Origin of the sequence: Bradyrhizobium sp. Tv2a-2 (assembly GCF_000472425.1) — a bacterium.
In the GTDB taxonomy this organism is placed as follows: Bacteria; Pseudomonadota; Alphaproteobacteria; order Rhizobiales; family Xanthobacteraceae; genus Bradyrhizobium.
The window spans coordinates 229,618-252,990 of the sequence record NZ_AXAI01000008.1 but is presented as its reverse complement, the minus strand read 5'-3'; the positions used below and the strand labels follow the sequence as shown (position 1 = coordinate 252,990).

Sequence of the window (23,373 nt, the reverse complement as noted above, 5' to 3'; positions counted from 1 at the left end):
CGCTGTGGCTTTTGGGTCCCAGTCAAGCTCGTTCGCAAAGGACGGGAAGTAAGATCAAACTGCAGCTCATGGTTGCTTCTGTCAATGAGGCGTGACCATCATGAAGCAATGTTCAGGCAATGCCGAATCCAGTCTTGTGATCGGAGCTTCGGGTTTGGTCGGCTCTCACATCGTCTGTCAGTTGTTTACGGAGAGCAAACCACCATTTGGCCTCTCCCGAACGGAACAGAGCGAGGCTCGTGCTCGATGGATCAAGGGCGATCTCGCAAATCCAGAAGGAATCTCTTGGCCGGAAGTTGAGGTCATATATTGCACGGCGAGCGCGAGGCTCTTCGCAGGCGCGTTGCCAGATATAGCTACACCTTCCCTGAGGCGTGTTGTCCTCTTCACGACCACGAGTATCTCCACGAAAGCCAATTCGCCTGATCCCGAAGTGCGAGCGGGGATCGACGCCTATGCAAGGGCCGAAAACGACGTGATCGCTTGCTGCAATAAAATTGGTGTGACGTGGACGGTGCTCCGCCCGACTATCATTTACGATGAGGGCAACGATCGTAACCTCACGCGACTGGCCCGTTTCATCGCGAGGTTCGGCTTTTTTCCATTGTGCGGACGGGGGAGCGGTTTGCGCCAACCGGTCCATGCTGAGGATTGTGCGGTGGCTGCCGTCAGTGCAGCGCAATCTGAAAGAGCCGCCAACAAGATTTACGATTTACCGGGTGGGGACACAGTTACATATCGCGAAATGATCGGCCGCATCTTCGATGGCTTGAAACGACCTCGCTTCATCGTTCCGGTCCCGCGGCCTTTGTGGCTGCTGATATTTCGCTTAGTTCAGCGCTATTTTCCGGGCATCAAGGCTGAGATGGGTATTAGAATGGCGACCGATTTGGTTTTCGACAAATCGGCTGCCGCAGCCGACTTCGCGTGGAAGCCAAGAGAATTCCATCCATCTTTCGATTTGGGGGTCCCTCGGAACGTCACCGATCGCTGGAGCCGCAAGTGATTGGGGGCGAGTGCCATCGTTTTGCTCACTCGGCATTCGCCGTTGATTGCGCGAATGGGTCCGCTCGCCTTGCGAAGCGCGCGAGCATGGCGCCGGCGATCACGGCCGGAGAGCGGAATGTAGATAATTCCAGAGGCGGACAGGCCCGATGGCTCCGCCGAAAGGCTCTGGGATATTGTTTCTCTAGGTACCCATGTCGCTAGATGCCCCGAAACGTCGCTCCTCGGTCAACAGTGATTGAATGAGGCATCCGGGTAAATGATCGTGATCGGCCGATTTCTCGTTCTGGCAAAACGAACGGTTGACCACGTCCCCGACCGCAATTGCTCCTCTGGCTCTGCCGGAGTGGCAACCAGCTCGTCGGTCGCAAATACGATGTTCCTGTTGCGCGCGAGATAAGGAAGCTCGGGCCTCATCCTCGAAACATGGGTGATCTTGAAGGCTCGCTTCGTCGGATTGAGCGGCGGGTGGATGTGGATCTCGAACCCGGCCGCTTCGGCGATATCATGGGCTTGCTCATCGGCTCCGATGCAATCGCCGTGATGAAACTCGCCAGCGGCGGTCTGAAGGAATTTGCGGAGGCTATTGCGCTGCGCGTCTGTCATACCGCGCCGCGTTCCCGTGAATCCAATCTTCATGCTTCTCCTTTCATTCCGTGAGTTCGGGTCTGGCGACTCAGTAGCAAATATGGGTCCGGAAGGTCATCTGACCGTTCCAGAGACGGCCGGAGACATGCCGTGGAGCACTTGAATCCCATCCGACCGTGGAAAGTAGCCCCCGATCGTCACGCATATGGGGCGCCAAATGTAGCCCTCGAGGCAGCGTACAAACCGGGAAATTCGGATTGCTTACAGCGATGCTTGCGGATTGATTACAGCTGTCCGAGCTGCGTTCTGGACTTGCCAGAGATTTCAAGTTGGTGGGGGAGGAAGGACTCGAACCTTCGAAGCCATGAGGCGGCTGATTTACAGTCAGCTCCCTTTGCCACTCGGGACACTCCCCCGCTCGACGGCGTCGCGGTCCGCTGATCCGCTTTTTTGAGCGGCGGCGCCGGACCTGCGGCCATGGAGTGGTGAAAACCGCGTCTCCACAATGATGGGCGAAGCGGCCGGGCGCGTTTATGGGGATGGGAAGCGGCAAAGTCAACCAATCCGCGACCGCAAAATAGGGGCTAAAGCCAGTCAAATTGCCATTCTTCGGAACCCATGACACAAGGCGCACGGAAAAGAAGGCACAAATGACCAATCGTGACCGAAAGCCGCCGTTTCGGCGCGGCGGGGGAAAGCCATACGTCAAGGGCAGCCTCGGGCGAAAATCTGGCCCGAGGCCCGCATTTCGTGCCCGTGACGCGTCCCCCGACGGCCCGGTCATCCTCTATGGCTGGCACACCGTCAGCATGGCGCTCGCCAACCCCGAACGACGCTTCCGCAAGCTCCTGCTCACCGAGAATGCCGCACACCGGCTGGCCGAGGAGAACGTCCCGACCCGGATCACCCCGGAGATCGTGCGGCCCAACGACATCGACCGGCTGCTCACCGCTGACGCGGTGCATCAGGGGCTTTATGCCGTGACCGATCCCCTGCCCTCGCCGGACCTCGAGACGCTCGCGCCGAAAGGTCTGGTGCTGGTGCTCGACCAGATCACCGATCCGCACAATGTCGGCGCGATCCTGCGCTCCGCAGCGGCCTTTGCCGTGAAGGCCATCGTCACCACCGCGCGGCACAGCCCGGAGGCCACGGGCGTGCTGGCGAAAGCCGCCTCAGGCGCGCTCGAGCTCGTGCCGCTGGTGACGGTGCAAAATCTCGCTCGCGCGCTCACGGCGTTGAACGAGCGCGGGTTTCAGACCGTCGGCCTCGACAGCGAGGGCAGCGAAGATCTTTCGGCCATTGGATTGCGCGAGCCGCTTGCGCTGGTGCTCGGCGCCGAGGGCAAGGGTCTGCGGCAATTGACCCGGGAGACCTGCAGCGCGGTCGCGCGGCTCGACATGCCCGGCGAGATCAAGAGCCTCAACGTCTCCAATGCCGCGGTGCTCGCGCTCTATATCGGCGCCAGCCGGCTTGACCTGATGAAATGAGAAACGCCTGCCCGCAGGCTGCGGACAGGCGTTGAAGCTCAGGACAAATCTAAAGCTCAGTAATAGCGGCGCAGCACACGACGGCCATTATAATACGGGCCATAGTGATAGGTGTAGTGACGGTAGTGATGCCGCGCGTAGCCGTAGCGATAGCCGTAGACCGGCGGAGCTGCGACGCCCGCGCCTTCATAGTAACCGTAGCGAGCAGGATGCTCGACAGGCACCGCGTTCTCCTCATAGACCGGATAGGGCGCGAACGCGCCGGGGCCGGTATAGGTCGGGCCCTGGTTCACGTAATAATATTGAGTGGTGGGAGCCGCGAGGCGCTCAAAGCCCCAACCGGCATAACCGAAATTGCCGCAGCCGCCGCAGCCCGAATAGCCGTAAGTATAGGCCGGCGCGTAGGTATAGGCCGTTGCATAGGTCTGGGCGCAAGGCGAATATAAGCCGCAGCAGCCACCCCAGCCACACGCCATTGCCGGCGCGGCACCGACGGTCATCAAGCCGACGGCTGCCATCATTCCTGTCAAAGTCTGACGCATTACTCTCTCTCCTGTTATGCCTGTTTTCGTTGGCTTAAAAAAACTTAGTTCGGAAAATGCTTCGGCATTGGCGGTCGCATCTTGCGCTGTTGGAAATCATTGCCCATCGGCGGCGCCACGATCACCGGCGGCGGATAGGCCGGCACCTCCTGCGGCGATGTCGCCGGCAGCGGCATGGAGTGCGCCGACCATGATTCATGATAGGATTCGGCCGGCTTCGGCAGCGGACGATTTGGCGGCGGCTCGACCTCGAGCCGGCCATAGCCGGGCCGCTGCCCGAGGCTCGGATAATAATGACCGACATTGGGGACCACATCGACGTAGTGGCCGCCATACACCGTCGGCTGGTTGTTGACGCCCTTGCCGAGGCCGAATTCGCCCTCCACGACACCGAAGGACGCATCCACGCCGTTGATGATCACGGGGACGCCGGGCCGGCCGGGGATGACGACATTGAACCCGTCCGAGGCGTATGCCGCGGGCGCAAGTCCGATCAGAATGGCCAAAGCCGCTTGAAGGCGCATGGAAAGGTCCGGTACTCGAAGCGGCAATTTAGCCAATGACCGCATCGCAAGTGTTAAAGGGCCGCACTAAACGTCCGGTAAGCCTAACGGGATAGGCATTTACCGGGGTCAATTGCCGGCTATCCCAACACCAAAGCGTTAATTTAGAGCGCCGTCGCGACGATGGTGTGCAGCCCGATCGCCATGGTGACGAGCCCGACAGCGCCCTGCAGGCCGCGATTGGCAAGGGTGAGCCAGCGCGCAGAGATCGCGATCGGCACCGCGATCACGGTCGACAGCACCCCCATCCCGATCATCGAGCCGACGCCGAACAGCGCGACATAGCCGAGCCCGATCGCGGCATTCGGCGCCCGGGACACTGTGAGCACCAACAGCGCCGCCGATCCGGCCATGCCATGCATCAACCCGACCAACAGCGTGCGCCAGCGAAAGCCGTGACTGTGCTCGTGGCTCGCGCGGTCATGCGACCCGCGTTCGCCAGCATGGCTATGGGCATGGAAGTGCAGCCTGCCATCGCCATGGGCGTGACCGTGAAAATGCACACGGTCATGCCACAGCCGCCACAGCACATGTGCTCCCAGACCTACCAGCATGATGCCGACCGCGGTCTCCAGCGGCTGCGACCAGTGCTTCGGAATGGCATGCCCGAGCAGGATCGCCGCCCCCGCAAACAGGAACAGCGTCACGGTGTGGCCGAACCCCCAGGTCAGGCCATGCTTGACGATGTCGGCGACCTCGCTGCGCCGGGCGGCGATGCTCGAGACCGCGGCAATGTGATCGGCCTCCAGCGCATGCTGCATGCCCAGGAGGAAGCCCAACCCTAAAATTGCAAACATCGGCCCGCTTCTCGCCCGCCACAAAAGCCGCCGCTCCCACGATCGCTTCGATGCAGGTGACGGCGCGTGGAACTTGAGCACCCGTGCCAGAGCCGCACAACCCCCTTTGTGCGCCTCAACGCCGTGTGAAGCGAAAGGCTGATGAGGAACGCAACCTCTCCCGTGCTTGTTGCTAACGCCGCAACCACAACAGAGGCCCCCAATGCAGACCTCAGCGTTCTTGGCGCGGCGATGCTCGCGGCGGCCTCAACCCTCGCCGCAACCGCGCAGATACCTGATCCTTGCATCACGCTCGACACCCGCGTCGGCGTAGGACAGGCCCAGGCATCATTGGTAGTGAACGGAAAAATCCGTCAACCAGCGTGAACCCTGCAGGCCGGCCGCACAGCGCGGATTGGCAAGCGCGCCGCGCACCTGCTTCAGGGCTGCCTGCGAATACTGCCGGCAGAAGGCGGGATCGGCCGCCCGTGCCCCGCTGATGGCGGCGAGGGCCAGCGCGCCGACAGCCAAGGCCATGCCGACAAGAGGCCTTTTGGTCATGTGCGTGCCCGCGCCCCGATTCCGGATCGCGATTCTACCACACAGGGGACTGCAACAAACGCCTCCAGGCGGCTCGTCAGCCTGTAGCCCTGGCAGCCCAACTCTGCTATCTGACGGCCCGTCCGCCCCGTCCACGGGGAGCGCGATCAATCGAAAGCGCGGTTTTTCGCCTGTCGCCGGCTTAGCTCAGCGGTAGAGCAGCGGTTTTGTAAACCGAAGGTCGGGGGTTCAATCCCCTCAGCCGGCACCAAGTAAACCGCTTGAATTACTTACGTTTTCGCGATTTGACGGCCCCGGCATAAGCGGCACATACGGCGAACAGCAGCGGTCGCGACAGGCACAAAAACAGGCACAGTTGTTCTCGTCTTGTTTACGGCTGAGTCCGGGCTTTGAGTTGGAGGTGGGGTGATGACTAGACCCCGCTTTATCTCCGGCTGTTGCGAAGGCGAGCGCTGCCACTGCGGTGCCCCGGCCGAGCACAAGGTCGAAGAGGCCGTCTTTTACGATGACCCTCTCCCGCAACGGCACCCGCTGACGGCCTACGTCTGCCACGAACATTTTCGGCAGATGATGGGACCAATCGCAGATTGACGCTTTACAAATGCACCAACTTGGTGCAAATTGAATCGCACGTCCCCGTTCGCAGCGGGTCAAGGAGACCACATTGTCATTCGCCACCCTGCCCGACGTCCCCATGGACGAGGTGATCGCCACCTCGTATCGGGACTTCCACGTCAAGGGCTTTGATTACATCTGCCTGCGCCGCTCTCCGTCGGAGACGGTCAAGCTCTATTTCTTCGATGGCGATGTCTCGAAGCTGCCGGAGGTCGTGAACCCGCACGATCACCGATATGACTTCACGACGCTCTGCGTCGCTGGGCGCGTGCAGAATATGTGGTTTAGCGAGAGCCGTACGGGGGAGCTTTTCCAGCGGTTCGCCTATGAGACGCCGCTACTCGGTGGCGACGGCTTTACGTGGGTTGGCGAAACGCGCCTGTCTTGTGTGCGGAAATACTCCTGCTCGGCCGGACGGCGCTATTCCATGCGGCATCACGAAGTCCACACCATTCGGCTGATGGAAAACAACACCGTCATTAGCCTGGTCCAGTTTGAGGACAAGGTTTCGGACTTTACGCCCACACTAACCTTTACCCGCGACCGTGAGCCGCCATCGCTTGACGGCCTCTACCGTCGCTTCGAGCCGGACGCGATCCTGAGCCGCCTGAAGGCGCTTCAGGAGCGCGTACGAGGTTTGAGATTGCCAAGGATTGTCTAATCCCCTTCCCAAGGAGACCAGCATTGAGACGATCTGATCCCTACATGGAGCGAGCGCGAGAATTGTGCGTCGCTGCTGGCGTTGATCCCGACTCTCGCGTCGGCGAAGGTCGCGGACAACCCGCGTGGTGTCTCTATCGCGATGCTGCCCGTAAAGAGCACCTGGGCCGCGAAGCCGCGGCCGCCAGTGCGGAGATTGTGGCCCTGCGTCCGCAGGAGGCTCGCTTTCAGAACGCGCCCCTGGAGGTCCACGGCCAGCACGACGAGGCCACCATCGAGCAGATGCGCAACTGCATGGCGGTCGGCAACGTCGTGGGCGGTGTGATCTGCGCTGATGGCCACCTTGGTTATGCTCAGCCTGTTGGGGGTGTCATCGCCTATGAAGGGCAGATTTCCATCTCGGGTGTCGGCTTTGACATCGGCTGCGGCAACATGGCCGCGCGCCTCGACACGCCCTATGAGGCGATCCGCGACGTAGCTCCCTTGCTTGCGCGCGACATCGCCAGGATCATCTCCTTCGGTGTGGGTCGAACCAATGCCGAGAAGGTGGAGCACGCGCTGTTCGACGATGGCCACGCGTGGGTCGAGAGCGACATGGAGGGCTACCGCCAGAAGGCGGTCTCCCAGCTCGGCACCGTTGGCTCGGGCAACCACTATGTCGATCTGATGCGCGACGAAGACGGTTACGTGTGGGTCGGCGTTCACTTCGGCTCCCGCGGCCTCGGCCATACCTCGGCGACGCGCTATCTCAAGGCGGCCGGCGGCAAGGACGGCATGAACGTGCCGCCGGCCGTGATCGACGAGGACTCTGAGCTTGGGCGGCGCTACATCGCCGCCATGGAGCTGGCGGGCCGCTATGCTTATGCGGGCCGGGAGTGGGTCGTGGATCGGGTGCGCCAGATCATCGGCGGCAACATCACCGAGACCATCCACAACCATCACAATTATGCGTGGCGCGAGAACCACAACGGCAAGGATCTCTGGGTCGTGCGCAAGGGGGCAACGCCTGCCTTCCCGGGCCAGAAGGGCTTTGTCGGCGGCTCCATGGGCGACGATGCCGTGATCATCGAAGGCGTCGACAGTGAAGAGTCGAAGGCCTCGCTCTATTCGACTGTGCACGGCGCCGGCCGCCTGTTCAGCCGGACCGCCGCCAAGAGGACGTTCACGCGCAAGCAGATGGACCGCTGGCTCCACGAGCGCGGCGTCACGCTCATCGGCGCTGACCTCGATGAGAGCCCCATGGCCTACCGTCGCCTACCCGAGGTGATCGCCGAGCACGCCGGCACGATTAAGGTCCTGCACACGCTGCGGCCGTTCGCCGTGGTCATGGCAGGCAAGGATCTCGAAGACCCCTGGAAAGACTAGTCACCACACCCAAGGCCCCTGTTCGCAGCGGGGATCGTCAACAAGGAGACCACATGGACTTCCACGCCTTCAAGGCGCCCGTCGAGGCGCAGTTCAAGCGGCTGACCAAACACGACCTGTTCTGTGTGGACGTGGATGGGGACGCGCTCTGGGAGCACTACCTCGCCAGCTTCCCCGAGGGGACAAACCCCATCTTCCGCAAGCGCACCGAGCACGACTGCTCGTCCTGCCGACGCTTCGTGAAAGTCCTGGGTGGGGTTGTCGCCATCGTCGATGGCGAGCTCAAGAGCGTGTGGGACGTCAAGATCAAAGAGCCGGCCTATGCGGCCGTTGCCGGCGCCATGTCGGAGTTCGTCAAGTCGAAGGCGATCGACCGGCCGTTCCTGCATGGCGAAAAGCATGTCGGCACCGACAAGAACCACGGCGAAGTCGATGGCGCAGTCCGCACCTTCAATCACTTCTATGCCGACATCCCTTGGGGGCGGAACGAGGGTAAGACCTTCTTCTGCCAGGCCGCGGACATCCCGACCAAGATCGGCGAGATGAAGACAACGCAAGAGGTGTTCTTGCGATCCCTGCAGACGGTGAGCCAGGAGGCGATCGACACCGTGCTGGAGCTGATTGCCAATAAGTCGCTGTATCGCGGCGAGGAGCACAAGTTCGTCGTCACCGAGTTCGCGAAATTGAAGCAGGCTCACGACCTCTTGCCTGCGGGGGAAGCGCGTGTGCTGTTCACATGGGCCAACTACGACAAGGTGCCGCCCTCAGTTGCGCGCGTCCGCAACACCGCCATCGGCACCCTGCTCATCAACCTGTCCGAAAACATGGAACTCGAACAGGCGGTCGGCAAGTTCGACGCCGTGATGGCGCCGACCAATTACAAGCGCCCCACCGCGCTGGTCTCCAAGGCCATGGTTGAGAAGGCCCGCGAGGCCGTGGTGAAGCTCGGCATCGGCGACGCCCTGGAGCGTCGCCACGCGCGGCTGACCGACATCTCCGTCAACGACATCCTGTTCGCGGACCGCAGCGCGCGGAAAGTGATGAACGGCGACGTATTCGATCAGGTCGTCGTCAAGGCCCCTGCCAAGGCTCAGAGTCTCGACAAGGTCGAGACAGTAGGTGTCGAGGAGTTCGTCCGGCACATCCTGCCCAAGGTCGATAGCATCGAGGTGATGTTGGAGAACCGCCACGCCGGCAATCTGGTCAGCCTGATCGCACCCCAGCACAAGAGCGCCAAACCCCTGTTCAAATGGGGCAACGGCTTCTCATGGACCTATAACGGCGAGGTCACCGACTCGATCAAGGAGAAGGTCAAGCGCGCTGGCGGCAACGTCAGTGGCGACCTCTGCTGCCGATTGGCGTGGTTCAACTACGACGACCTCGACTTGCACATGAAGGAGCCGAGCGGGCACCATATTTTCTTCGGCACCAAGAGTACGGTCTCGCCGTCTGGTGGACGGCTCGATGTCGACATGAACGCGGGTCGCGGCACCACGCGGGAGCCGGTCGAGAACATCTTCTACGCCAACCGGGCCACCATGAAGGAAGGAGAGTACCGCCTCTCCGTCAACCAGTACGCCCGGCGCGAGGTAGACAACGTCGGCTTCGACATCGAGATCGACTGGCTCGGCGAGGTGACGCACATCCACTACGACAAGGCCCTGATTGGCTCAGCCGAGATCGCCCACCTGCGCTACACCCGCGCCAAAGGCATCGAGATCATCCGCTCACTGCCGAGCACGCAGGTCTCTCGTTCCCTGTGGGGCATCAAGACCCAGGACTTCCACCGCGTCACCACGGTCATGCTCTCGCCGAACCACTGGGCCGAGGGCAACGGCACCGGCAACAAGCACTATTTCTTCATGCTTGACGGCTGCGTCAACGAAGAACGCCCGCGAGGCTTCTTCAACGAGTTCCTGATCGATGAGCTATCGCCTCATCGCAAAGTGATCGAGATCGTGGGCGCCAAGTCGAAGGTCGAGTCCACGGTCGACCAGCTCTCGGGTCTGGGCTTCTCCTCGACCCAGAGGAACGAGCTCTTGGTTCGCGCCAAGGGCAGCTTCACACGCACGGTGCGTGTGCAGTTTTAATCCAGACCCACCACCAAGGAGACCACCATGGATATGTTTGAGAAGGCGGCGCGCATCAAGCTCCGTTTCGACACCGGCAAGGGCATGCTCGCCGTGGAGGATCTGTTCGATCTTCCGCTTGCCTCCAAGACCGGCAAGACCAACCTCGATGACCTCGCCCGCTCCCTCTACAAGCAGCTTAAGAGCGGCGAGGACATCTCGTTCGTGGAGGCCGACAAGGCCTCCGACCCGACCGTCCAGCTCCGCTTCGATATCGTCAAGTTCGTGATCGACACCAAGCTGGAGGAGAACCGTCAGGCCTCCAAGGAGCGCGATCGCGCCGAACAGAAACAGAAGATCATGGCACTGATCGCCGACAAGCAGGACGAGGCGCTCAAGGGTAAGTCGCTGGAGGACCTGCAGGCCGAACTGGCCAAGCTCTAATCAGGCATCGCGCCGGCTCCCCTGCGGGGCCGGCGTCACTTCGGGATCGTTTCAATGAACATCGTCGACAAGGCCCGCAAGTTCGCCGAGCGCGCACACGCGACCCAGGCGCGCAAGTATACCGGCGAAAAGTACTTTGTGCATCTGCATGAGGTCGCGGAACTGTGCCGGCAGTTTGGCCTTGGCAAGACGGCGATCGCTGCGGCCTATTTGCACGACACCGTCGAAGACCAGCCCGTCACCCACCAGGATCTGGAGCGCGAGTTCGGGCGCGAAATTGCCGGCATTGTGCGCGAGCTAACCGACGTGCCGGCGGTCCCCGGCGGACCGACACGCAAGCAGCGCAAGGCCATGGATCTGGCGCGGCTTGAGGCTGCTGGCGCCGATGCGCAGTCGATCAAGTGCGCCGACCTTATCAGCAATACCTCCAGCATCGTTCGTCACGACCCGCATTTCGCGCGGACGTACCTGCCGGAGAAACGTGCCGCGCTCACCGTGCTGACGCGGGCAAATACCGGCCTGCACGCCCTGGCATGGCTGCGGCTATTGGAGGCGGAGAAGCAACTCGATGCGTAATATCGTCACCGTACATTTCGGTAGTTTCCTCTACGGAACCTCCACGCCAGCCTCCGACATCGATTACAAGTCGGTGTTCGTTCCATCCGCGCGCGACATCATCCTGCAGCGAGTCAAGTCGACCATCTCCAACAAGCGCCCCAAGGGCATGGGAGAGAAGAACTACGCTGGAGAGGTTGACGAGGAGGCGCACAGCCTGCAGCGGTTCCTGGAGCTGGCCTCCGAGGGTCAGACGGTCGCGCTCGACGTGCTGTTTGCGCCCGAATGGGCCATGGTCGAGCCGCCGTCGGGCGAGTGGGTGGAGATCATGGCCAATCGCCATCGCCTCCTCACCAGGAAGTCGGCGTCGTTCGTAGGATATGTAAGGACCCAGGCAAACAAGTACGGCGTGAAGGGCTCGCGCGTGGCATCATCGCGCGCGGCGCTCGCACTCCTTACGCTGGCGATGGAGAAGTACGGAACGACGCAGAAGCTGGAATTGATCGGGACGGACATCCAAGACTTCATCGTCGCGCACGAGCACACGACCGTCATCACCATCGACAACCCATCAACCGGACGTCCCATGCCGCATTGGGAAGTCTGCGGCCGCAAGATGCCATACTCGGCCTCGATAAAGAACGCCCATGGCGTCATGCAGCGCATGGTCGACGAATACGGCCAGCGTGCGCTGATGGCGGAGACCCAGCAAGGCGTCGACTGGAAGGCGCTCAGCCACGCCGTGCGCGTGGGGACGGAGGCGCTGGAGCTGCTCAAGACCGGTCACATCACCTTCCCGCTACCGAACGCGCGGCATGTATTGGACATCAAGACTGCAAAGCTTCCTTACCAAGAGGTTGCGGCAGAGATCGAGGATTTCCTGGAGAAGGTCGAGGCGGCAGCCGCCGTGTCGGCGCTGCCGGCCGAGCCGGATCATCAATGGATCGAGGACTTCGTGCATCGCGTGTACTTGGCGGAGGTTCTATGAGCATCGCCCACGACCTCATCGCGCACATGCGCGCAAGGATGGATGCCAACGTGCGTGCCATCATGCTCGACACCTTCACGTCAACGGTGCCGGCGCCACCACAGGAGGATCTGACGTTCGAGAAGATCCGTCAGGCAATGCGTGACTTAAACCCGCCACCAAGACCACCGACCATCGCCTTCTCGATCCACGCAACGAAGGACGGTGACCGCACCTTTCCGGTCAGCAGGCACCGCTCCAAGCGCATCCACAAGAAGCTCATCAAGCGGTTCGGTGGGGAGTTCAAGCGAGACCCCGCTATCTACCAAGTCGGTGATGAGATCATCGCCCATCCGTTCTTCCGGTCGCAGCTGGAAGCCAAAACCAAGGAGACCAAGAGCGATGTGTATATGCACACCACACAAACGAACCCCATTCTGTGGGGCCGCAGGTTGTACGGCACCGCCACAATCTGATGAGACTCGGACGCCGCTCGGGGTCGCCGTCGGCGAGCACTGGCGGCACAAAAAGCGAGGCGGCGTCTACGAGGTCGTGTCAGTCGATGCCGAGATACAAATTTCAGCTCTGACCGCCGACAAGTCCGCTCTCCTCGAAGCGCAGGACTGGGTCGCCTACCGCAATATCAACGGCGGCAAGCTCGTGTTCCGGATGCGCGAGGAGTTTCTGGACGGTCGCTTCGAGAGGGTCTTCTGATGCCCACCATTGAATCGAAGCTCACCGACATTGAGGCCGAGCTACTGCAGGAGACCGACCGCGCCTACCGCCTGTACGACGGCAAGACGCGAGCCTGGGTTGCGAAGTCGCTGGTCGAAAACAACGGTGACGGGTCATGGACCCTCCCGCTCTGGCTGGCCCAGGAAAAGGGGCTGGTCTGATGCCCAAGATCATCAAGGAGCTCCCCTCCACCGTGACCGAGGTCGACGCCGACGGCCGTGCGACCATCAAGCCGATGTCGTGGAAACTCGTGCCGCCGCCAAAGGATCACTGTCTGGTCTGCGCGCGCAAGCACCCTCCCGAAGACCCACACGACGTGCAGCAGATCTATTACCAGACCTGCTTCCAGGCCATGGTCGGGCGTCCCGCCACATGGGCGGACGCCATGGCGCACTGCTCGGACAAGATCAAGCGAGTGTGGACGGAGGTGCTGCACAAGACGGGCCACTGGAGCGAGCCGCCGAATGGCGAGGCGCCGGTCAAGCACCACGGAGTCGAATGATGGATCTGTTTTTGAGGGCGCATGAGTTCATCGAGGTCGTTAATCGGCGCTGGTGCGTTGGGTGCGACCTCTACCAGAGCAAAAGCTCAACCGCTTCTTGGCGGGAGCCGCTGGAGGAGTGCCCGCGCTACACGGCATACGCAGTCGCGCAGGATCGGAGACAGACATGACTGACATTCCCGCGATCGCCTCCAGACTCACCATCATCGGTGCCATCAACGTCAAGGACGCCGGCAAGAACGAAGACGACAGTTGTGGCCGCATCCACACCGGCCTTGGCAAATGGACCCACATAGCCGCGCTCGGTGTCGAGCGTAGCCTGACCAAGCTCGGTCTGGTCGAGGTCCGTGGGAAGCATGACGGCCTGTTCTGGACCCCTCTTGGCAAGGAAGTTGGCGCGTACGTGCGCGCCAACTGGGACAAACTTAAATTCAGGGATGGGCGCAAGCGATGACCGACCCTCGCACCGTCCACCGCTTCGTCCCCGCATCCGACAAGCACGGCAACAAGACGGCGTGCGGCATCATGCTGCGTCCTGGTCGCCTGCAGCCAGAAGATCCGCCGATTGTCGAGGTCTTGGATGAGTATGAGAGTCGTCTGCTCGTCGCCAAGAAGGGCGAGCCCTTCGACTGCAAGCGCTGCACGGCAACCATCGAGACCTTTCGCAAGGGGAGAATGACCATATGAAAGTAGCAGAATTGATTTTGGCGCTGCAGGCGCTGCCGCAGGACGCCGTCGTCGTCCAGGCGATAGATCCGGAAGGCAATGGGTTCATGCGGACATCAGGTGCCCACATAGGCCGGTACGACGCCGGTGACAGCCGCTTCGGTCTCGATGAGCTGACGGACGAAGACGAGGAACAGGGGTATTCGGAAGAGGACGTCGTGGACGGCCCCTTGGCGGTATGCCTTTGGCCGACGCACTGAGAGCTGCGCCATGAGCAAGAACATCCGCTGCGTCGTCGTCACCACTGACGGCAAGCGCTACGTGACACGGTGGTTCACGAATGGCCTGACCGCCATCCGGGCCGCTGAACGCCTTGCCGAGCGCAAGGAGCTTAAAGTGAAGGCAATTAACGGGATGGTGCGGAAGCAGGTCGCGGATACTTCCGGCGCTCTCGCGTAGCACCCTCGAAAACGCAAAAAGCGCCCGCTCCACTGCGGGAGCGGGCGCGATGGTTGGTAAGATCAGCTGGTTTAGAGGCGACTTTTAGTAGGAAACGCCATGCAGATAAAAATCACATTCGAGGAGTCATCCACGGCCAGCTTCATAAGCTGGAAGCGGTTGGCGGAGGAACTATTCAAGCGGAGTGGCGAGCTTAAATCCGGCGAGCGCATCACCCATTTTGACGTTGGCGAACGCGGTATCAACTACTTCGTCGCCAGAACGCCGATCGCGAATGGCGAGGGACAGTGAGCAAGAAGATCAGCCGCGATAGGCTTGAAAAGGCAGCAAGGGCTTACCTGCTGGAATGGGGCTATGAATACAACGGATCGATCCTCGACTGCGCAGAATCGACCGATCCGGACGTCTACAATCCGCGCTGCGCGAAGGCTGTAGAGGCTGCGCGCAAAATACTACTGGCGGCTGCGTAACCGCTTTTGACCGAAGACTGACAGCGAGGAAACAATGAGCGATCCCTATGAACCGATCATGAAAGAGGCGCTAGCGATGGCGGATGAAAAGCTCAAACTCCAAAAGCGGGTTTTTGAGAAGAACCGCGATCCGCTGGAGGCGCTAGTCTCCAAGTTCTCGGCAGCATTGCTTGAAAAGCTACGCACGGCCGAGAAGAAGTACGGCTACAACAATGATTGGATGCGCGACAATTGGGAGGCAGAATGCCAGAAGCACCTAGCCGAACATTTGGCGAAGGGTGATCCGCGCGATGTTGCCGCCTATGCTGCTTTCTGTTGGCATCATGGCTGGCCGACTGCTCCCCGGCAATCCTGAGCAGCAACCGGGAGACAACAATGTTTGAAGATGAAATGACTGAGGAGCACATAGCCCGCACCGAGGCGGAGTACCGCGCGGTGACACGGCAGGAGGTACGTGATCAGAAATTGGCTGACGACCGAGCACATCAGCGTGCATTGGCCGGCGCGACTATAGCCGCCGCGTATGCGGTCCTTCGCAGCCGTTCTTAAACAGTGAGCGGTCGGGAGCCGATCCGCGACCAATTGTAGGCCACAAGCACGGGTTGTGTTCAATCCCACTGACATTTATAACAACTAGAGGTCGTCTTGCACTTATGAATTGCTTAATTTGCGACGCCGAAACCAATCGGCTATTTCAAACTTCTCATTTCGATTTGCGTTGGTGCAACCAATGTTCATTCGGTCGCCTGGCTGGAGACTTCACCCCAGAGCAGGTTTCCAGCTTCTATCCGGCATCCTACTATACCCACTCAATAGCGAAGGATGAGTCGCGCAAGCCGTCGCCTCTCGAAAGGCTGCTAATTCACAGCGCGTTCAAATTGGACGGCGGCAAAGATTTCGATCCGAGCGAACTTCCCGCCGGCAAAACAGCTTGCGATATCGGCTGCGGGAATGGCGATTTGCTCCGAAAATTGCGATCCGCGGGCTACAGCATTGTTGGCATCGAGCCTGATCAACGTGCCCGCCACATCGCAAACGATGTGTGTCCAACCTACGATGGCACCGCAGAACACCTGCCGCCAGTTGGCAAATTTGATGTCGTGCTCATGTCTCACGTTTTAGAGCACTGCATTGATCCAATTCGAGCCCTGACAAACGCAAAATCGATTCTCGCGAACGACGGCGTCATTGTTATCGAGGTGCCAAATAACGCCGCCACTGGCTTTCGCTGGTTCAAGGATGCATGGCCATGGACAGATATCCCGCGCCATCTTTCTTTCTTTACCGAAAGATCACTTCGACTTTTGCTCGAAAGAACTGGATTGCAAGTTACAGACGTTTTTTACACTGGGTACACTCGGCAGTTTATGCCGAAATGGCGGGCCGAATTAAACTTGGTGCGCGCTGGATGGCCCCTGCTGCTTCGGACGATGCTCGCCCCAAACAGTGCGAAATACGACTCGATCAGGGTGCATGCGAGGGTGCTGAGTTAAGGCACACCCACGAACGACGCAAAGCCGTTGTAGAGCTGATATTTCGCTGATGTCGGGAGAGTGCCAGATGTCAGCGAATATTGACCACCACCCGGCAGAACGAGATGCGATGGCGTCTTGGAGTGGGTCAGCGCCATGAACGCGTTGTAGTAGGCTAAGATCAACGCGCTGGCGTCAGCGTTGTTCTTCCAACTGGTCAATCCCGCCTGCAGGGCGGCGTTTGCGGTCGCCGCCGATCCGGCGACCGTCACACCGACGCTGGTTAACGAGTTCGCGCCCGTAGCCGGAGGCGCCAAAGGCTCTGGAGCCCCCTCGTACCACTCGACACGCAGCGCCGACATCCCCGCCGGCCTGTCGCTATCGAAGGCCGCCGCAACGGCTTCCCATTGCGGATACATGTGAGCGGTCAATGCAGCGAGCGTCGTGTCGTTTGCTGGCCCAACGGATGTCGTCCCAGTGCCAGGCGACACACCGATCGGTGTGCTGCCGCACGTCCCATCCGAATTGAACGCGGCGATCTGGAAGGTCGTGGATGTGACGTTGATAAAGCAATAGCCCTTCCCCGCAGTCAGACCATTGCAGACAGTTCCCCCGGTCGCCGTGAAGATGGCGACCATGTTGTTATTGCCGGGATTGGTGTTCGAAAACCCATGCGCGGCAGAGGTCGAGAACGTGGTCCCGGTCGGGCAGCTAAAGGTCGTCGAGGTGCCCGAGTTATAGGTCAGCGTCGAGGCTGTGCCCTGCCGGAAGTCGTTGTCAAGCGATGCTATCGAAGTCGGATCGTTCGGGTTGGAGTTGAGGGCCGTGGCCAGCGTCTGCAGGAACGGGGCATTGATGCTGGTGACAGCGGTGCCACCGTTTACGCCCTGGTCGGAGAAGTTGGTGCCGGCGGTGTACGGCGCATAGCCCTTGCTCTCGATAAAATCGACAGGCCGATTTGGCTTCGCGTTGTAGGCGACGCCAATGATCGAGGCATAGTATGGATTGGTGTAGGTCGCGGTCTGCGTGCCCGATTGCGTCCCGCTTGTGTTGATCGCCGCGCCACCTGGCGTGGCCGAAAGCTGGAGCGTGCCGTTGTTTGAATTTGGGTTGAGAACGTAATACGTCGTTCCGGCAATCAAGCCCGTCGGCAGAGACCCTGTCGTGGACATAACGACTGGCCATCCGGACTGCAAGCCGTGCCCGAACCAGCCAGAGAGAACGGCGGGCGAGGCTACGGAGATTGAAACCGGGTTTGAGTAGCTGACGTTGTTGGCAAGGTCGGCGCCCTTCATCCGGTAGGTTTTGGTCGCCGCGGGATCGCCGAAAGCCTGATAGCCAAGGTAACGGCGCAGATTGGAAGTGCGCCCGGCCCACACCGATGGAACGGTGCTTCCGAGATACTGCGCGATGCGCAGGCCGTACCAGCCGCTCGCCGGCTCGTTGTTGGCCTGCGGGAAGCCCAGAGCCAGCCCTCGCTGGTTTGCCCACTGGGTCTGCGGAAAGGAAAAATTCCAGATCTCGTTGCTGTACTCAAAGATGCCGTAGAGACCCGTCTTGAGATTGAGCGCAGCGGTCGCCTGCTGAGTCACGTAATTGGAATTGGCCATCGCGGGGATGGTGATCCACAAATTACGATTCAGGTAATTCGCAAGGAGGACCTGAGCTTCAATGGGTAGCGTAGCCGTCAGGCCGCCATCAGGATTGCTGCCGCCGACGATGTAGGCAATGTTCAGCCAACGATGCGTAATCCCGTCGAAGATAAAAGTGCCCTGACCGGACGAAACAATTCCAGCGCCGGTGGTCAAACCGTCTGGAGTGACAACTGGATATTGTGCGCCACCGACGCACAGATAGGGCTGCGCCGTCGTGTTGGTTGTCGGGATGACCCCTTGGATTACCGATCCGTCAACCGGAGCGCCGGCCGTGTCGGTCGTGGCACTAGCCGTGTAGACTTCCTGTGAACCTCCAACTGTCGTGCAGCTTCCGTTGCCAGTCGCAGCATAGGTAATGCTGCTCGACCAAACAGTGGTCGGGAAAACACCAGTGTTCCAGCTCAGTGCGCTTACTGGAGTCCGATAATTCCACGCGGTATCGCTTGAGAGATTGTTTCCGCCACTATCAACCCAACCCATGGGCCTGATGTTTTTGGCGTTTGTACCCGCTTGAAGGGACAGATATTCCGGCGTGAAGATCCCGCGCGCATCGGTGTTGCCATAAGCAAGATAGTTCGCGTAGTCCGTCGCCCTGACAATGGCGAGATTGGCGGTTCCTGCAGCGCCGTATGACGATGCCCCGCTGAAGTTGATCGTGAACTGCCCTGTCGGGGTGAACTGAACTGCAGCAGCGCCAGTGCCGTCGAAGGTGATGGTGACATTTCCGCCGAGGCATCCGGTGTAGCTGCCCGCCGTCCCGGAAAGCACGGAACAACTGCTAGCTTGCGTGCCTCCCGTGCTGGTGAATGCAAGCTTGGTCCCGGCCGGCACAACCGCGACATAAGGGACATTGTAGAACCCGCTGCCACCGGTCAGCGGCTCTGTAAAAGATATGGTCCCCGAAAAGCTTTTGGTCGGATAGCCGTTCGAGTCCAGCCCGGCCGAATTTGGCGTGGCCCCTCCCGAAAACCCCGCCTGCATCACATGCATGATGTCGACGAAATTTCCGAGCGCGAGATCCCCGCCGCCGATATTCAGGGTGGCGCCATTAGGCGCCACGCCTGCTGCCGACGCCTTAATGGGCCAGGCATGACTGGGCTCAGAAATCAGTAGCGCCGAGAGTAGAACGGCTAAAAATCTTTTCACGGATAGCACCCCAATTACGGAACGGACTGCACTTTAAACCCGACGATCGGGACGGGATTTCCTGTCGTGTTGGAATTGATGATTGTCCAGGTCGAGCCGGCCAGAGAGGCGGGCCACGTGTTGAAGGTGCTGGAGCCCCCGTTGCAATTTGCTCCAGAGCAAGAGACGCCGCCTATGCTGGTCCCACCAGTACCGTTCAAGATGTCTGACAAAGTTGAGCTTCCAACATAGGCCGCCCCGCTCAACGCATTGAAGCCGCTTATGACCGGGGTCATCGTGCTATCGTTGGTGTTCGCGCAGAACCATAAAGCGGCGTCGCCGTTGGCCCCTCCGGGACCGACCTGTTTGTTGGCACCGAGCGCCCCGCTCACTGCGCCAGTCACATTGTTGGCGATGTTGGCTGTGTTGCTGAGTAGCGACCCGGGTTTGCCATTTACCGACGAATAGACCGCAAGCTGCACATTGCTTGACCCGGCCGTATTGATCCCGATCGCAAGCGCACTGATCGTGACCTTCTGATTAATGATTCCGAATTTGCAATAGATTGTGCTGGACGTAACACCTTGGCCGATAGAGGACGCAGCTTCGTTGATTGGCACATACCAATTGCTGGCAACATAGCCTGGCGAAATATTCGAGTATGCCTTGACCTGGGCTGCGGTTGGCGTGGTCGCAGGATTGGCGCCTTGATAGGCTGGGAACAGGTCGGTGTTGCTGACCGCGCTGCCGGCGCCGAGCGTGTTAATGGTCTGATCAGCGTACGCGGTTGCTGGCGCAAGCAAAAGCAACGCGATCAGTAGGAGCTTCTTCATTGCGAACCTCATTGGAAAAGCAGGCATGAGCCAGTGTTGGCGAGAAGTTTGGAGCCGGTCTGGACGAGAATGCAGTTGGTGGTTGCTCCCCCACTCGAACTCCCCACCCCCGTGAGGAGCATGTTCGTGGCACCTGCAGGGGATATGGCCAGCCAAAGCGCGAGGGCTACGCGGACGGCCTTTTGTAGAGATCGATGCAAAGCCATTCGCGTCTCCTTACTGAGCCCAACCAGAAGCGTTGACGATTACGTTCGCGCCGGTCGTGACATCCACCGCATAGAGGCCGTTGCCCGAGGTGGTGTGGAACATCGGAGTGCCGCCAGCCTGCTCGACATGACCGCCAAAGGTTGGACCGCAAGTCAGCGTCCTAAGCGTCGCGCCGCCGCTGCCGTCTTGAATGTTCACGAAGGTGCCGGTCGAGCTGCTGTTGCCGCAGGAGACCTCGGTCACGTAGATGCTTTTCGACGCGACGGCAGCGATGACCTGCGTGCTGGTCGTTGCGGTCATGGCGGCAGTCGTGCCGTTCACGTAGCTCGAGACCGACGCCCACAGACCGAATTGAGCGGCATAGTTTGTACCGGTCGGAAGAGGTCCCTTGATGTCATCGTCAATCTGCCCAAGGCAGCCGATAACCGTATAGCCAGCCACAGAGCAGCCGTGCGCGGTGGTGATCGTGCCTTCCACCGTGTCGGCGCCGTTGGCGACCGTGACCGCGCCACCGCCACCCGCGCCGCACCCGGTAACGCAGTTGACCTTCAGGTTCTTCGACCCATCAACCTGGATCTGGTCCCAGGTCGTGCCGTTGAAGCCATAGAGGTACGCGATCGCAGGGAGATTCGCGGATGATGTCGTCACCGCCGAAGACGCATTCGATGAAGCGCCGGAGACAGGCTGCGCGGTCGTCCCGGTTGGGTCGGTGCGCAGCGGGTTCGACGCCGTCGCCTTCTCTGAACCGGACGAGTCGATCAGCACCTGCGCCGGGCATATCTTTGTGGTCTGACACACGAAGGATAGGACGGTCTGCAGAGTGCCGGTGCCGTCCTTGATCTGATAGTCGGCGAACGCCCGACTTCCGACGAATACAGCGGCGATGAGAAGCAAAGTCGGAAGGATCACGCGTTGGAGACGCATGGTGGTCAGCCCCTTTTGTTTTGGAGTGGGTCGCTAGAAAAGGATCTTGGCGAAGTAGATCGATCCCGGGGCGCCCCACGGTTGCTCCGGAATGAACTCGGAAAATCCAGCCTTGCTGAAGTTGCTGGCGGAATGGACGTTGTCGCCGCTGCACTCGGAGACCAGCATGCGCCAGCCCAGCTGGCGCGCCTTGTCCTCGCGCAGGCGCATGAACGAGAGTTGCAGCCCCTGCCCGCGGTACTCCGGCAGCACGTAGGCTCGTTTGAAGTAGCCTACACCGTCCTTTGGACCGAAGAACGGCACCAGGGCCGCGAAGGCGACCGCAATGTTGGTGTCGTGCTCCTGGGCGATCCACCAATATCCATGCGAGAAGTGCTTGCTCGCAAGCGCCGGGAACGACGGATCGAACGCGTTCATGGTGTGCAGGATGTCGGAGCACTCCATGCCGTCGATTTCGCGCACGAAATAGCTCATAGGTACTTCTTCATCCACATGAGGAGCTTGGGGTTGTCGCGGAGCAGAGAGACCATGCCGGCCTCGAAGGCGAGTACGATCTGCTCTTCGCGATCTTCCTTGTCGCGCTTGAGTTGCCCGAGGCCATGATTGTCGAACATGACGTGGTAGCACTCGTGCAGAAAGATCCCGACGACCTTTTCGGCGGTGGCGATGTTCTTCGGCCAGATGCGGATGGCGCTGGTGTCGAAGTCGGCCTGGCCGTAATTCTCCGAGGCATCATCCAGCGCCACGACCTGCCAGTCGTACGCCCCGATCTTGATGGTCTTGGGAAGGTCCGCAATGCAGGCTTCAACCGTGCGCGCGGTCCTCGTCACGACATCACCATCTCGGGCGTGAGCGTGATGCGACCGACCTCGCCGTAGTTCTTGTGATAGGTGATGACCTTGGACGAGCGGCCGCTCCGCCAGCCGCCATTGGCCTCGTAGGAAGAGGCCGCCGCCAGCGTCTCGTGGCGCTCCACCTTCATCAGGTTCGATGAAAAAAGCTCGTCCGAGTGCAGGTGGCCGGTGTGCCCGTAGGAGAACCTGGTCTTGCCGTAGAGCTCGCGATGGGTGGCGACGAACACATCGTCCACCTGCTTGATCTTCTTCTTGTGGCCGTGGTGATAGAACAGTGAGACCAGGCCCCACTCGAAGGCGTAGTAGGTCCCGGGCGACAGGTCGATCGAGACCCGCGGTTCGTCCTCGTAGTGGGCTGCGAACATCTCGCGCAACCAGATCTCGGATGCCGGATCGTGGTTGGCGTCCGCCATGATGAGGTGAACGTTCTCGTGTTTCTCGAGCAGAAGCCGCACCGCATATCGCATGCAGCGAATGACCACCCTGACCACCTTGGCGAAGCGGCTGTCGGCGTCCAGTACGTGGCCGCTGGTGGGCGTGACAGCCGAGAGGCTGTCGAAGTGCAGGAGGTCGCCGAGCTGGGCCAGGATCGCGGTGTGAGCGTCTGGCGCGAGCCGCACGGCGGCCGCGAACCAGTCCATCCAGAGCTTCTCGGCGATCTTCAGATCCCAGTCCGCGCCGGTCTCAGGCCTCCATGACAAGAGCCCAAAGTGGTAGTCCGTGATCGTATATTGGTTGACGAGGTCGGCGTTGCCGACGATGTGGGTGTTGACCGGCTCGGCGCGCGGCAGCTCGCTGCAGAAGCCCGCGACGACGGCCTGGATGGCCGCCTCGCGCTGCTGGACATCGACCTCGGCCCTGATCCAGTCTTGAATGATGCGGCCAGAGGCGTCGCGATTGACGGTCATCTTGCCGAGGAAGTGCGTCTTCGGCATCTCGAAGACGGCGCCCGGCTCTTGCTGCTGGGTGATGTGGGTCGGGTTGCCCTCACCGTCCGTGGCGACCTTGGTGACCTCGAAGCCCGGCATAGCCTCCGGGCCGCCGCCGTTGAGCATCAGGCCGCGCTTGGCCGCCTGCTTGAGGCGGTCTCCGACGGAGCGGTCAGCGATGCCGAGGGTCTTTGCTGCACCCATCCAGCTTTTGTTGTTGTCGTAATAGGCCTGAACCGTTGCTCGGAGCGTTTCGTCAGAAAGAGGATTCGCCGGCATCGGATCTCCTTCACGCAGGACTTGACATGACAAAGCCGCCACGGCGCTTGCCATGGCGGCTCGAGA

32 protein-coding genes and 2 tRNA genes are annotated in these 23,373 nt (G+C 60.6%); 23 read left to right on the top strand and 11 right to left on the bottom strand.

The features are described 5' to 3' along the window. Positions 1-100: 100 nt before the first annotated feature. Positions 101-1,006, top strand: a complete 906-nt coding sequence (locus A3AI_RS0119170; protein ID WP_024517121.1) for an SDR family oxidoreductase — start codon at positions 101-103, stop codon at positions 1,004-1,006. 425 nt (positions 1,007-1,431) lie between these two features. Next, positions 1,432-1,665: a hypothetical protein gene (locus A3AI_RS47735; protein WP_156927857.1), complete on the top strand. Its 234-nt coding sequence runs from the start codon at positions 1,432-1,434 to the stop codon at positions 1,663-1,665. 258 nt (positions 1,666-1,923) lie between these two features. Here the strand turns inward: A3AI_RS47735 and A3AI_RS0119160 are convergent. Next, positions 1,924-2,009 (bottom strand) — tRNA-Tyr (locus tag A3AI_RS0119160). A 234-nt stretch (positions 2,010-2,243) separates the two neighbouring features. Between A3AI_RS0119160 and rlmB the strand changes: the two genes are divergently transcribed. After that, on the top strand, positions 2,244-3,080 hold the full coding sequence (rlmB, locus tag A3AI_RS0119155) for a 23S rRNA (guanosine(2251)-2'-O)-methyltransferase RlmB (RefSeq protein WP_024517119.1): 837 nt from the start codon (positions 2,244-2,246) through the stop codon (positions 3,078-3,080). A gap of 56 nt (positions 3,081-3,136) precedes the next feature. On the opposite strand, the gene A3AI_RS0119150 is transcribed toward rlmB, so the two are convergent. The 4 genes from A3AI_RS0119150 to A3AI_RS0119135 form a co-directional block, all read right to left on the bottom strand. Further along, positions 3,137-3,622 (bottom strand): hypothetical protein, encoded by a 486-nt coding sequence (locus tag A3AI_RS0119150; RefSeq protein ID WP_024517118.1) that lies wholly within the window; start codon positions 3,620-3,622, stop codon positions 3,137-3,139. Positions 3,623-3,666: 44 nt separating this feature from the next. Next, a complete protein-coding gene (locus tag A3AI_RS0119145; RefSeq protein WP_024517117.1) occupies positions 3,667-4,146 on the bottom strand; it encodes a hypothetical protein in 480 nt (159 codons plus the stop codon). A 143-nt stretch (positions 4,147-4,289) separates the two neighbouring features. Continuing rightward, entirely contained in the window at positions 4,290-4,982 is a 693-nt protein-coding gene (locus A3AI_RS0119140; protein WP_024517116.1) for a sulfite exporter TauE/SafE family protein, read from the bottom strand. 327 nt (positions 4,983-5,309) lie between these two features. Continuing rightward, a complete protein-coding gene (locus A3AI_RS0119135; protein ID WP_024517115.1) occupies positions 5,310-5,522 on the bottom strand; it encodes a hypothetical protein in 213 nt (70 codons plus the stop codon). Between the two features lie 175 nt (positions 5,523-5,697). Between A3AI_RS0119135 and A3AI_RS0119130 the strand changes: the two genes are divergently transcribed. The 20 genes from A3AI_RS0119130 to A3AI_RS46305 all read left to right on the top strand — a co-directional run bounded on the left by A3AI_RS0119130 (position 5,698) and on the right by A3AI_RS46305 (position 16,522). Next, positions 5,698-5,772: transfer RNA gene (locus A3AI_RS0119130), tRNA-Thr, on the top strand. Between the two features lie 414 nt (positions 5,773-6,186). After that, entirely contained in the window at positions 6,187-6,798 is a 612-nt protein-coding gene (locus tag A3AI_RS0119125) for a hypothetical protein (protein WP_156927856.1), read from the top strand. Positions 6,799-6,842: 44 nt separating this feature from the next. Next, complete coding sequence (locus tag A3AI_RS0119120) at positions 6,843-8,162, top strand: RtcB family protein (RefSeq protein WP_036048723.1); 1,320 nt, start codon at positions 6,843-6,845, stop codon at positions 8,160-8,162. Between the two features lie 53 nt (positions 8,163-8,215). Then, positions 8,216-10,252, top strand: coding sequence for a DUF8224 domain-containing phage-derived protein (locus tag A3AI_RS0119115; protein ID WP_024517112.1), 2,037 nt, complete (start codon positions 8,216-8,218; stop codon positions 10,250-10,252). Between the two features lie 27 nt (positions 10,253-10,279). Then, a complete protein-coding gene (locus tag A3AI_RS0119110) occupies positions 10,280-10,675 on the top strand; it encodes a hypothetical protein (RefSeq protein WP_051382444.1) in 396 nt (131 codons plus the stop codon). 54 nt (positions 10,676-10,729) lie between these two features. Next, a complete protein-coding gene (locus tag A3AI_RS0119105; RefSeq protein ID WP_024517110.1) occupies positions 10,730-11,251 on the top strand; it encodes an HD domain-containing protein in 522 nt (173 codons plus the stop codon). Beyond that, positions 11,244-12,218 (top strand): DNA polymerase beta superfamily protein, encoded by a 975-nt coding sequence (locus A3AI_RS43110; protein ID WP_036048721.1) that lies wholly within the window; start codon positions 11,244-11,246, stop codon positions 12,216-12,218. Before A3AI_RS0119105 ends, A3AI_RS43110 begins: the two co-directional genes overlap by 8 nt. Continuing rightward, positions 12,215-12,673: a hypothetical protein gene (locus tag A3AI_RS0119095; RefSeq protein WP_036048719.1), complete on the top strand. Its 459-nt coding sequence runs from the start codon at positions 12,215-12,217 to the stop codon at positions 12,671-12,673. The genes A3AI_RS43110 and A3AI_RS0119095 overlap by 4 nt, the downstream gene beginning before the upstream one ends. A gap of 76 nt (positions 12,674-12,749) precedes the next feature. Beyond that, a complete protein-coding gene (locus A3AI_RS47730; RefSeq protein WP_156927855.1) occupies positions 12,750-12,911 on the top strand; it encodes a hypothetical protein in 162 nt (53 codons plus the stop codon). Next, on the top strand, positions 12,911-13,093 hold the full coding sequence (locus tag A3AI_RS0119085) for a hypothetical protein (protein WP_024517108.1): 183 nt from the start codon (positions 12,911-12,913) through the stop codon (positions 13,091-13,093). Before A3AI_RS47730 ends, A3AI_RS0119085 begins: the two co-directional genes overlap by 1 nt. Beyond that, the gene (locus tag A3AI_RS48790) at positions 13,093-13,434 is read left to right on the top strand and encodes a hypothetical protein (RefSeq protein ID WP_024517107.1); all 342 of its coding nucleotides are present in this window, start codon (positions 13,093-13,095) and stop codon (positions 13,432-13,434) included. Before A3AI_RS0119085 ends, A3AI_RS48790 begins: the two co-directional genes overlap by 1 nt. Before the next feature lie 166 nt (positions 13,435-13,600). Beyond that, positions 13,601-13,888 (top strand): hypothetical protein, encoded by a 288-nt coding sequence (locus tag A3AI_RS0119070; protein ID WP_024517106.1) that lies wholly within the window; start codon positions 13,601-13,603, stop codon positions 13,886-13,888. After that, positions 13,885-14,121: a hypothetical protein gene (locus tag A3AI_RS0119065; RefSeq protein ID WP_024517105.1), complete on the top strand. Its 237-nt coding sequence runs from the start codon at positions 13,885-13,887 to the stop codon at positions 14,119-14,121. The genes A3AI_RS0119070 and A3AI_RS0119065 overlap by 4 nt, the downstream gene beginning before the upstream one ends. Next, positions 14,118-14,360: a hypothetical protein gene (locus tag A3AI_RS0119060; protein ID WP_024517104.1), complete on the top strand. Its 243-nt coding sequence runs from the start codon at positions 14,118-14,120 to the stop codon at positions 14,358-14,360. The genes A3AI_RS0119065 and A3AI_RS0119060 overlap by 4 nt, the downstream gene beginning before the upstream one ends. Positions 14,361-14,370: 10 nt before the next feature. Continuing rightward, positions 14,371-14,559 (top strand): hypothetical protein, encoded by a 189-nt coding sequence (locus A3AI_RS0119055; RefSeq protein ID WP_024517103.1) that lies wholly within the window; start codon positions 14,371-14,373, stop codon positions 14,557-14,559. Between the two features lie 99 nt (positions 14,560-14,658). Beyond that, positions 14,659-14,850 carry a hypothetical protein gene (locus A3AI_RS0119050; RefSeq protein WP_024517102.1) on the top strand — a complete coding sequence of 64 codons (192 nt, stop codon included), beginning with the start codon at positions 14,659-14,661 and terminating at the stop codon, positions 14,848-14,850. After that, positions 14,847-15,029, top strand: a complete 183-nt coding sequence (locus A3AI_RS0119045) for a hypothetical protein (protein ID WP_024517101.1) — start codon at positions 14,847-14,849, stop codon at positions 15,027-15,029. The genes A3AI_RS0119050 and A3AI_RS0119045 overlap by 4 nt, the downstream gene beginning before the upstream one ends. 34 nt (positions 15,030-15,063) lie before the next feature. Next, entirely contained in the window at positions 15,064-15,384 is a 321-nt protein-coding gene (locus A3AI_RS43100; RefSeq protein ID WP_024517100.1) for a hypothetical protein, read from the top strand. Between the two features lie 20 nt (positions 15,385-15,404). Beyond that, positions 15,405-15,578, top strand: coding sequence for a hypothetical protein (locus tag A3AI_RS47725; protein ID WP_156927854.1), 174 nt, complete (start codon positions 15,405-15,407; stop codon positions 15,576-15,578). Positions 15,579-15,682: 104 nt separating this feature from the next. Next, a complete protein-coding gene (locus A3AI_RS46305) occupies positions 15,683-16,522 on the top strand; it encodes a class I SAM-dependent methyltransferase (RefSeq protein WP_084800962.1) in 840 nt (279 codons plus the stop codon). On the opposite strand, the gene A3AI_RS45395 is transcribed toward A3AI_RS46305, so the two are convergent. From A3AI_RS45395 to A3AI_RS0118995, 6 genes are all read right to left on the bottom strand, one after another. Continuing rightward, positions 16,519-19,302 (bottom strand): hypothetical protein, encoded by a 2,784-nt coding sequence (locus tag A3AI_RS45395; protein WP_156927853.1) that lies wholly within the window; start codon positions 19,300-19,302, stop codon positions 16,519-16,521. The genes A3AI_RS46305 and A3AI_RS45395 overlap by 4 nt on opposite strands. A gap of 14 nt (positions 19,303-19,316) precedes the next feature. Beyond that, positions 19,317-20,114: a hypothetical protein gene (locus tag A3AI_RS0119015; RefSeq protein WP_024517096.1), complete on the bottom strand. Its 798-nt coding sequence runs from the start codon at positions 20,112-20,114 to the stop codon at positions 19,317-19,319. 216 nt (positions 20,115-20,330) lie between these two features. Then, positions 20,331-21,215 carry a hypothetical protein gene (locus tag A3AI_RS0119010; RefSeq protein ID WP_156927852.1) on the bottom strand — a complete coding sequence of 295 codons (885 nt, stop codon included), beginning with the start codon at positions 21,213-21,215 and terminating at the stop codon, positions 20,331-20,333. A 63-nt stretch (positions 21,216-21,278) separates the two neighbouring features. Further along, positions 21,279-21,719 carry a GNAT family N-acetyltransferase gene (locus A3AI_RS43090; RefSeq protein WP_024517094.1) on the bottom strand — a complete coding sequence of 147 codons (441 nt, stop codon included), beginning with the start codon at positions 21,717-21,719 and terminating at the stop codon, positions 21,279-21,281. Beyond that, the gene (locus tag A3AI_RS0119000) at positions 21,716-22,075 is read right to left on the bottom strand and encodes a hypothetical protein (protein ID WP_024517093.1); all 360 of its coding nucleotides are present in this window, start codon (positions 22,073-22,075) and stop codon (positions 21,716-21,718) included. Before A3AI_RS0119000 ends, A3AI_RS43090 begins: the two co-directional genes overlap by 4 nt. Beyond that, positions 22,072-23,307: a hypothetical protein gene (locus A3AI_RS0118995; protein WP_036048716.1), complete on the bottom strand. Its 1,236-nt coding sequence runs from the start codon at positions 23,305-23,307 to the stop codon at positions 22,072-22,074. The genes A3AI_RS0119000 and A3AI_RS0118995 overlap by 4 nt, the downstream gene beginning before the upstream one ends. Positions 23,308-23,373: the final 66 nt, after the last annotated feature.

Excerpts from the sequence above, each read along its gene's own strand:
- A3AI_RS0119170 (WP_024517121.1), top strand. The coding sequence starts at position 101 with ATGAAGCAATGTTCAGGCAATGCCGAATCCAGTCTTGTGATCGGAGCT.
- A3AI_RS47735 (WP_156927857.1), top strand. The coding sequence starts at position 1,432 with ATGGGTGATCTTGAAGGCTCGCTTCGTCGGATTGAGCGGCGGGTGGAT.
- rlmB (WP_024517119.1), top strand. The coding sequence starts at position 2,244 with ATGACCAATCGTGACCGAAAGCCGCCGTTTCGGCGCGGCGGGGGAAAG.
- A3AI_RS0119150 (WP_024517118.1), bottom strand. The coding sequence starts at position 3,622 with ATGCGTCAGACTTTGACAGGAATGATGGCAGCCGTCGGCTTGATGACC.
- A3AI_RS0119145 (WP_024517117.1), bottom strand. The coding sequence starts at position 4,146 with ATGCGCCTTCAAGCGGCTTTGGCCATTCTGATCGGACTTGCGCCCGCG.
- A3AI_RS0119140 (WP_024517116.1), bottom strand. The coding sequence starts at position 4,982 with ATGTTTGCAATTTTAGGGTTGGGCTTCCTCCTGGGCATGCAGCATGCG.
- A3AI_RS0119135 (WP_024517115.1), bottom strand. The coding sequence starts at position 5,522 with ATGACCAAAAGGCCTCTTGTCGGCATGGCCTTGGCTGTCGGCGCGCTG.
- A3AI_RS0119120 (WP_036048723.1), top strand. The coding sequence starts at position 6,843 with ATGGAGCGAGCGCGAGAATTGTGCGTCGCTGCTGGCGTTGATCCCGAC.
- A3AI_RS0119115 (WP_024517112.1), top strand. The coding sequence starts at position 8,216 with ATGGACTTCCACGCCTTCAAGGCGCCCGTCGAGGCGCAGTTCAAGCGG.
- A3AI_RS0119110 (WP_051382444.1), top strand. The coding sequence starts at position 10,280 with ATGGATATGTTTGAGAAGGCGGCGCGCATCAAGCTCCGTTTCGACACC.
- A3AI_RS0119105 (WP_024517110.1), top strand. The coding sequence starts at position 10,730 with ATGAACATCGTCGACAAGGCCCGCAAGTTCGCCGAGCGCGCACACGCG.
- A3AI_RS43110 (WP_036048721.1), top strand. The coding sequence starts at position 11,244 with ATGCGTAATATCGTCACCGTACATTTCGGTAGTTTCCTCTACGGAACC.
- A3AI_RS0119095 (WP_036048719.1), top strand. The coding sequence starts at position 12,215 with ATGAGCATCGCCCACGACCTCATCGCGCACATGCGCGCAAGGATGGAT.
- A3AI_RS0119085 (WP_024517108.1), top strand. The coding sequence starts at position 12,911 with ATGCCCACCATTGAATCGAAGCTCACCGACATTGAGGCCGAGCTACTG.
- A3AI_RS48790 (WP_024517107.1), top strand. The coding sequence starts at position 13,093 with ATGCCCAAGATCATCAAGGAGCTCCCCTCCACCGTGACCGAGGTCGAC.
- A3AI_RS0119070 (WP_024517106.1), top strand. The coding sequence starts at position 13,601 with ATGACTGACATTCCCGCGATCGCCTCCAGACTCACCATCATCGGTGCC.
- A3AI_RS0119065 (WP_024517105.1), top strand. The coding sequence starts at position 13,885 with ATGACCGACCCTCGCACCGTCCACCGCTTCGTCCCCGCATCCGACAAG.
- A3AI_RS0119060 (WP_024517104.1), top strand. The coding sequence starts at position 14,118 with ATGAAAGTAGCAGAATTGATTTTGGCGCTGCAGGCGCTGCCGCAGGAC.
- A3AI_RS0119055 (WP_024517103.1), top strand. The coding sequence starts at position 14,371 with ATGAGCAAGAACATCCGCTGCGTCGTCGTCACCACTGACGGCAAGCGC.
- A3AI_RS0119050 (WP_024517102.1), top strand. The coding sequence starts at position 14,659 with ATGCAGATAAAAATCACATTCGAGGAGTCATCCACGGCCAGCTTCATA.
- A3AI_RS43100 (WP_024517100.1), top strand. The coding sequence starts at position 15,064 with ATGAGCGATCCCTATGAACCGATCATGAAAGAGGCGCTAGCGATGGCG.
- A3AI_RS47725 (WP_156927854.1), top strand. The coding sequence starts at position 15,405 with ATGTTTGAAGATGAAATGACTGAGGAGCACATAGCCCGCACCGAGGCG.
- A3AI_RS46305 (WP_084800962.1), top strand. The coding sequence starts at position 15,683 with ATGAATTGCTTAATTTGCGACGCCGAAACCAATCGGCTATTTCAAACT.
- A3AI_RS0119015 (WP_024517096.1), bottom strand. The coding sequence starts at position 20,114 with ATGAAGAAGCTCCTACTGATCGCGTTGCTTTTGCTTGCGCCAGCAACC.
- A3AI_RS43090 (WP_024517094.1), bottom strand. The coding sequence starts at position 21,719 with ATGAGCTATTTCGTGCGCGAAATCGACGGCATGGAGTGCTCCGACATC.
- A3AI_RS0118995 (WP_036048716.1), bottom strand. The coding sequence starts at position 23,307 with ATGCCGGCGAATCCTCTTTCTGACGAAACGCTCCGAGCAACGGTTCAG.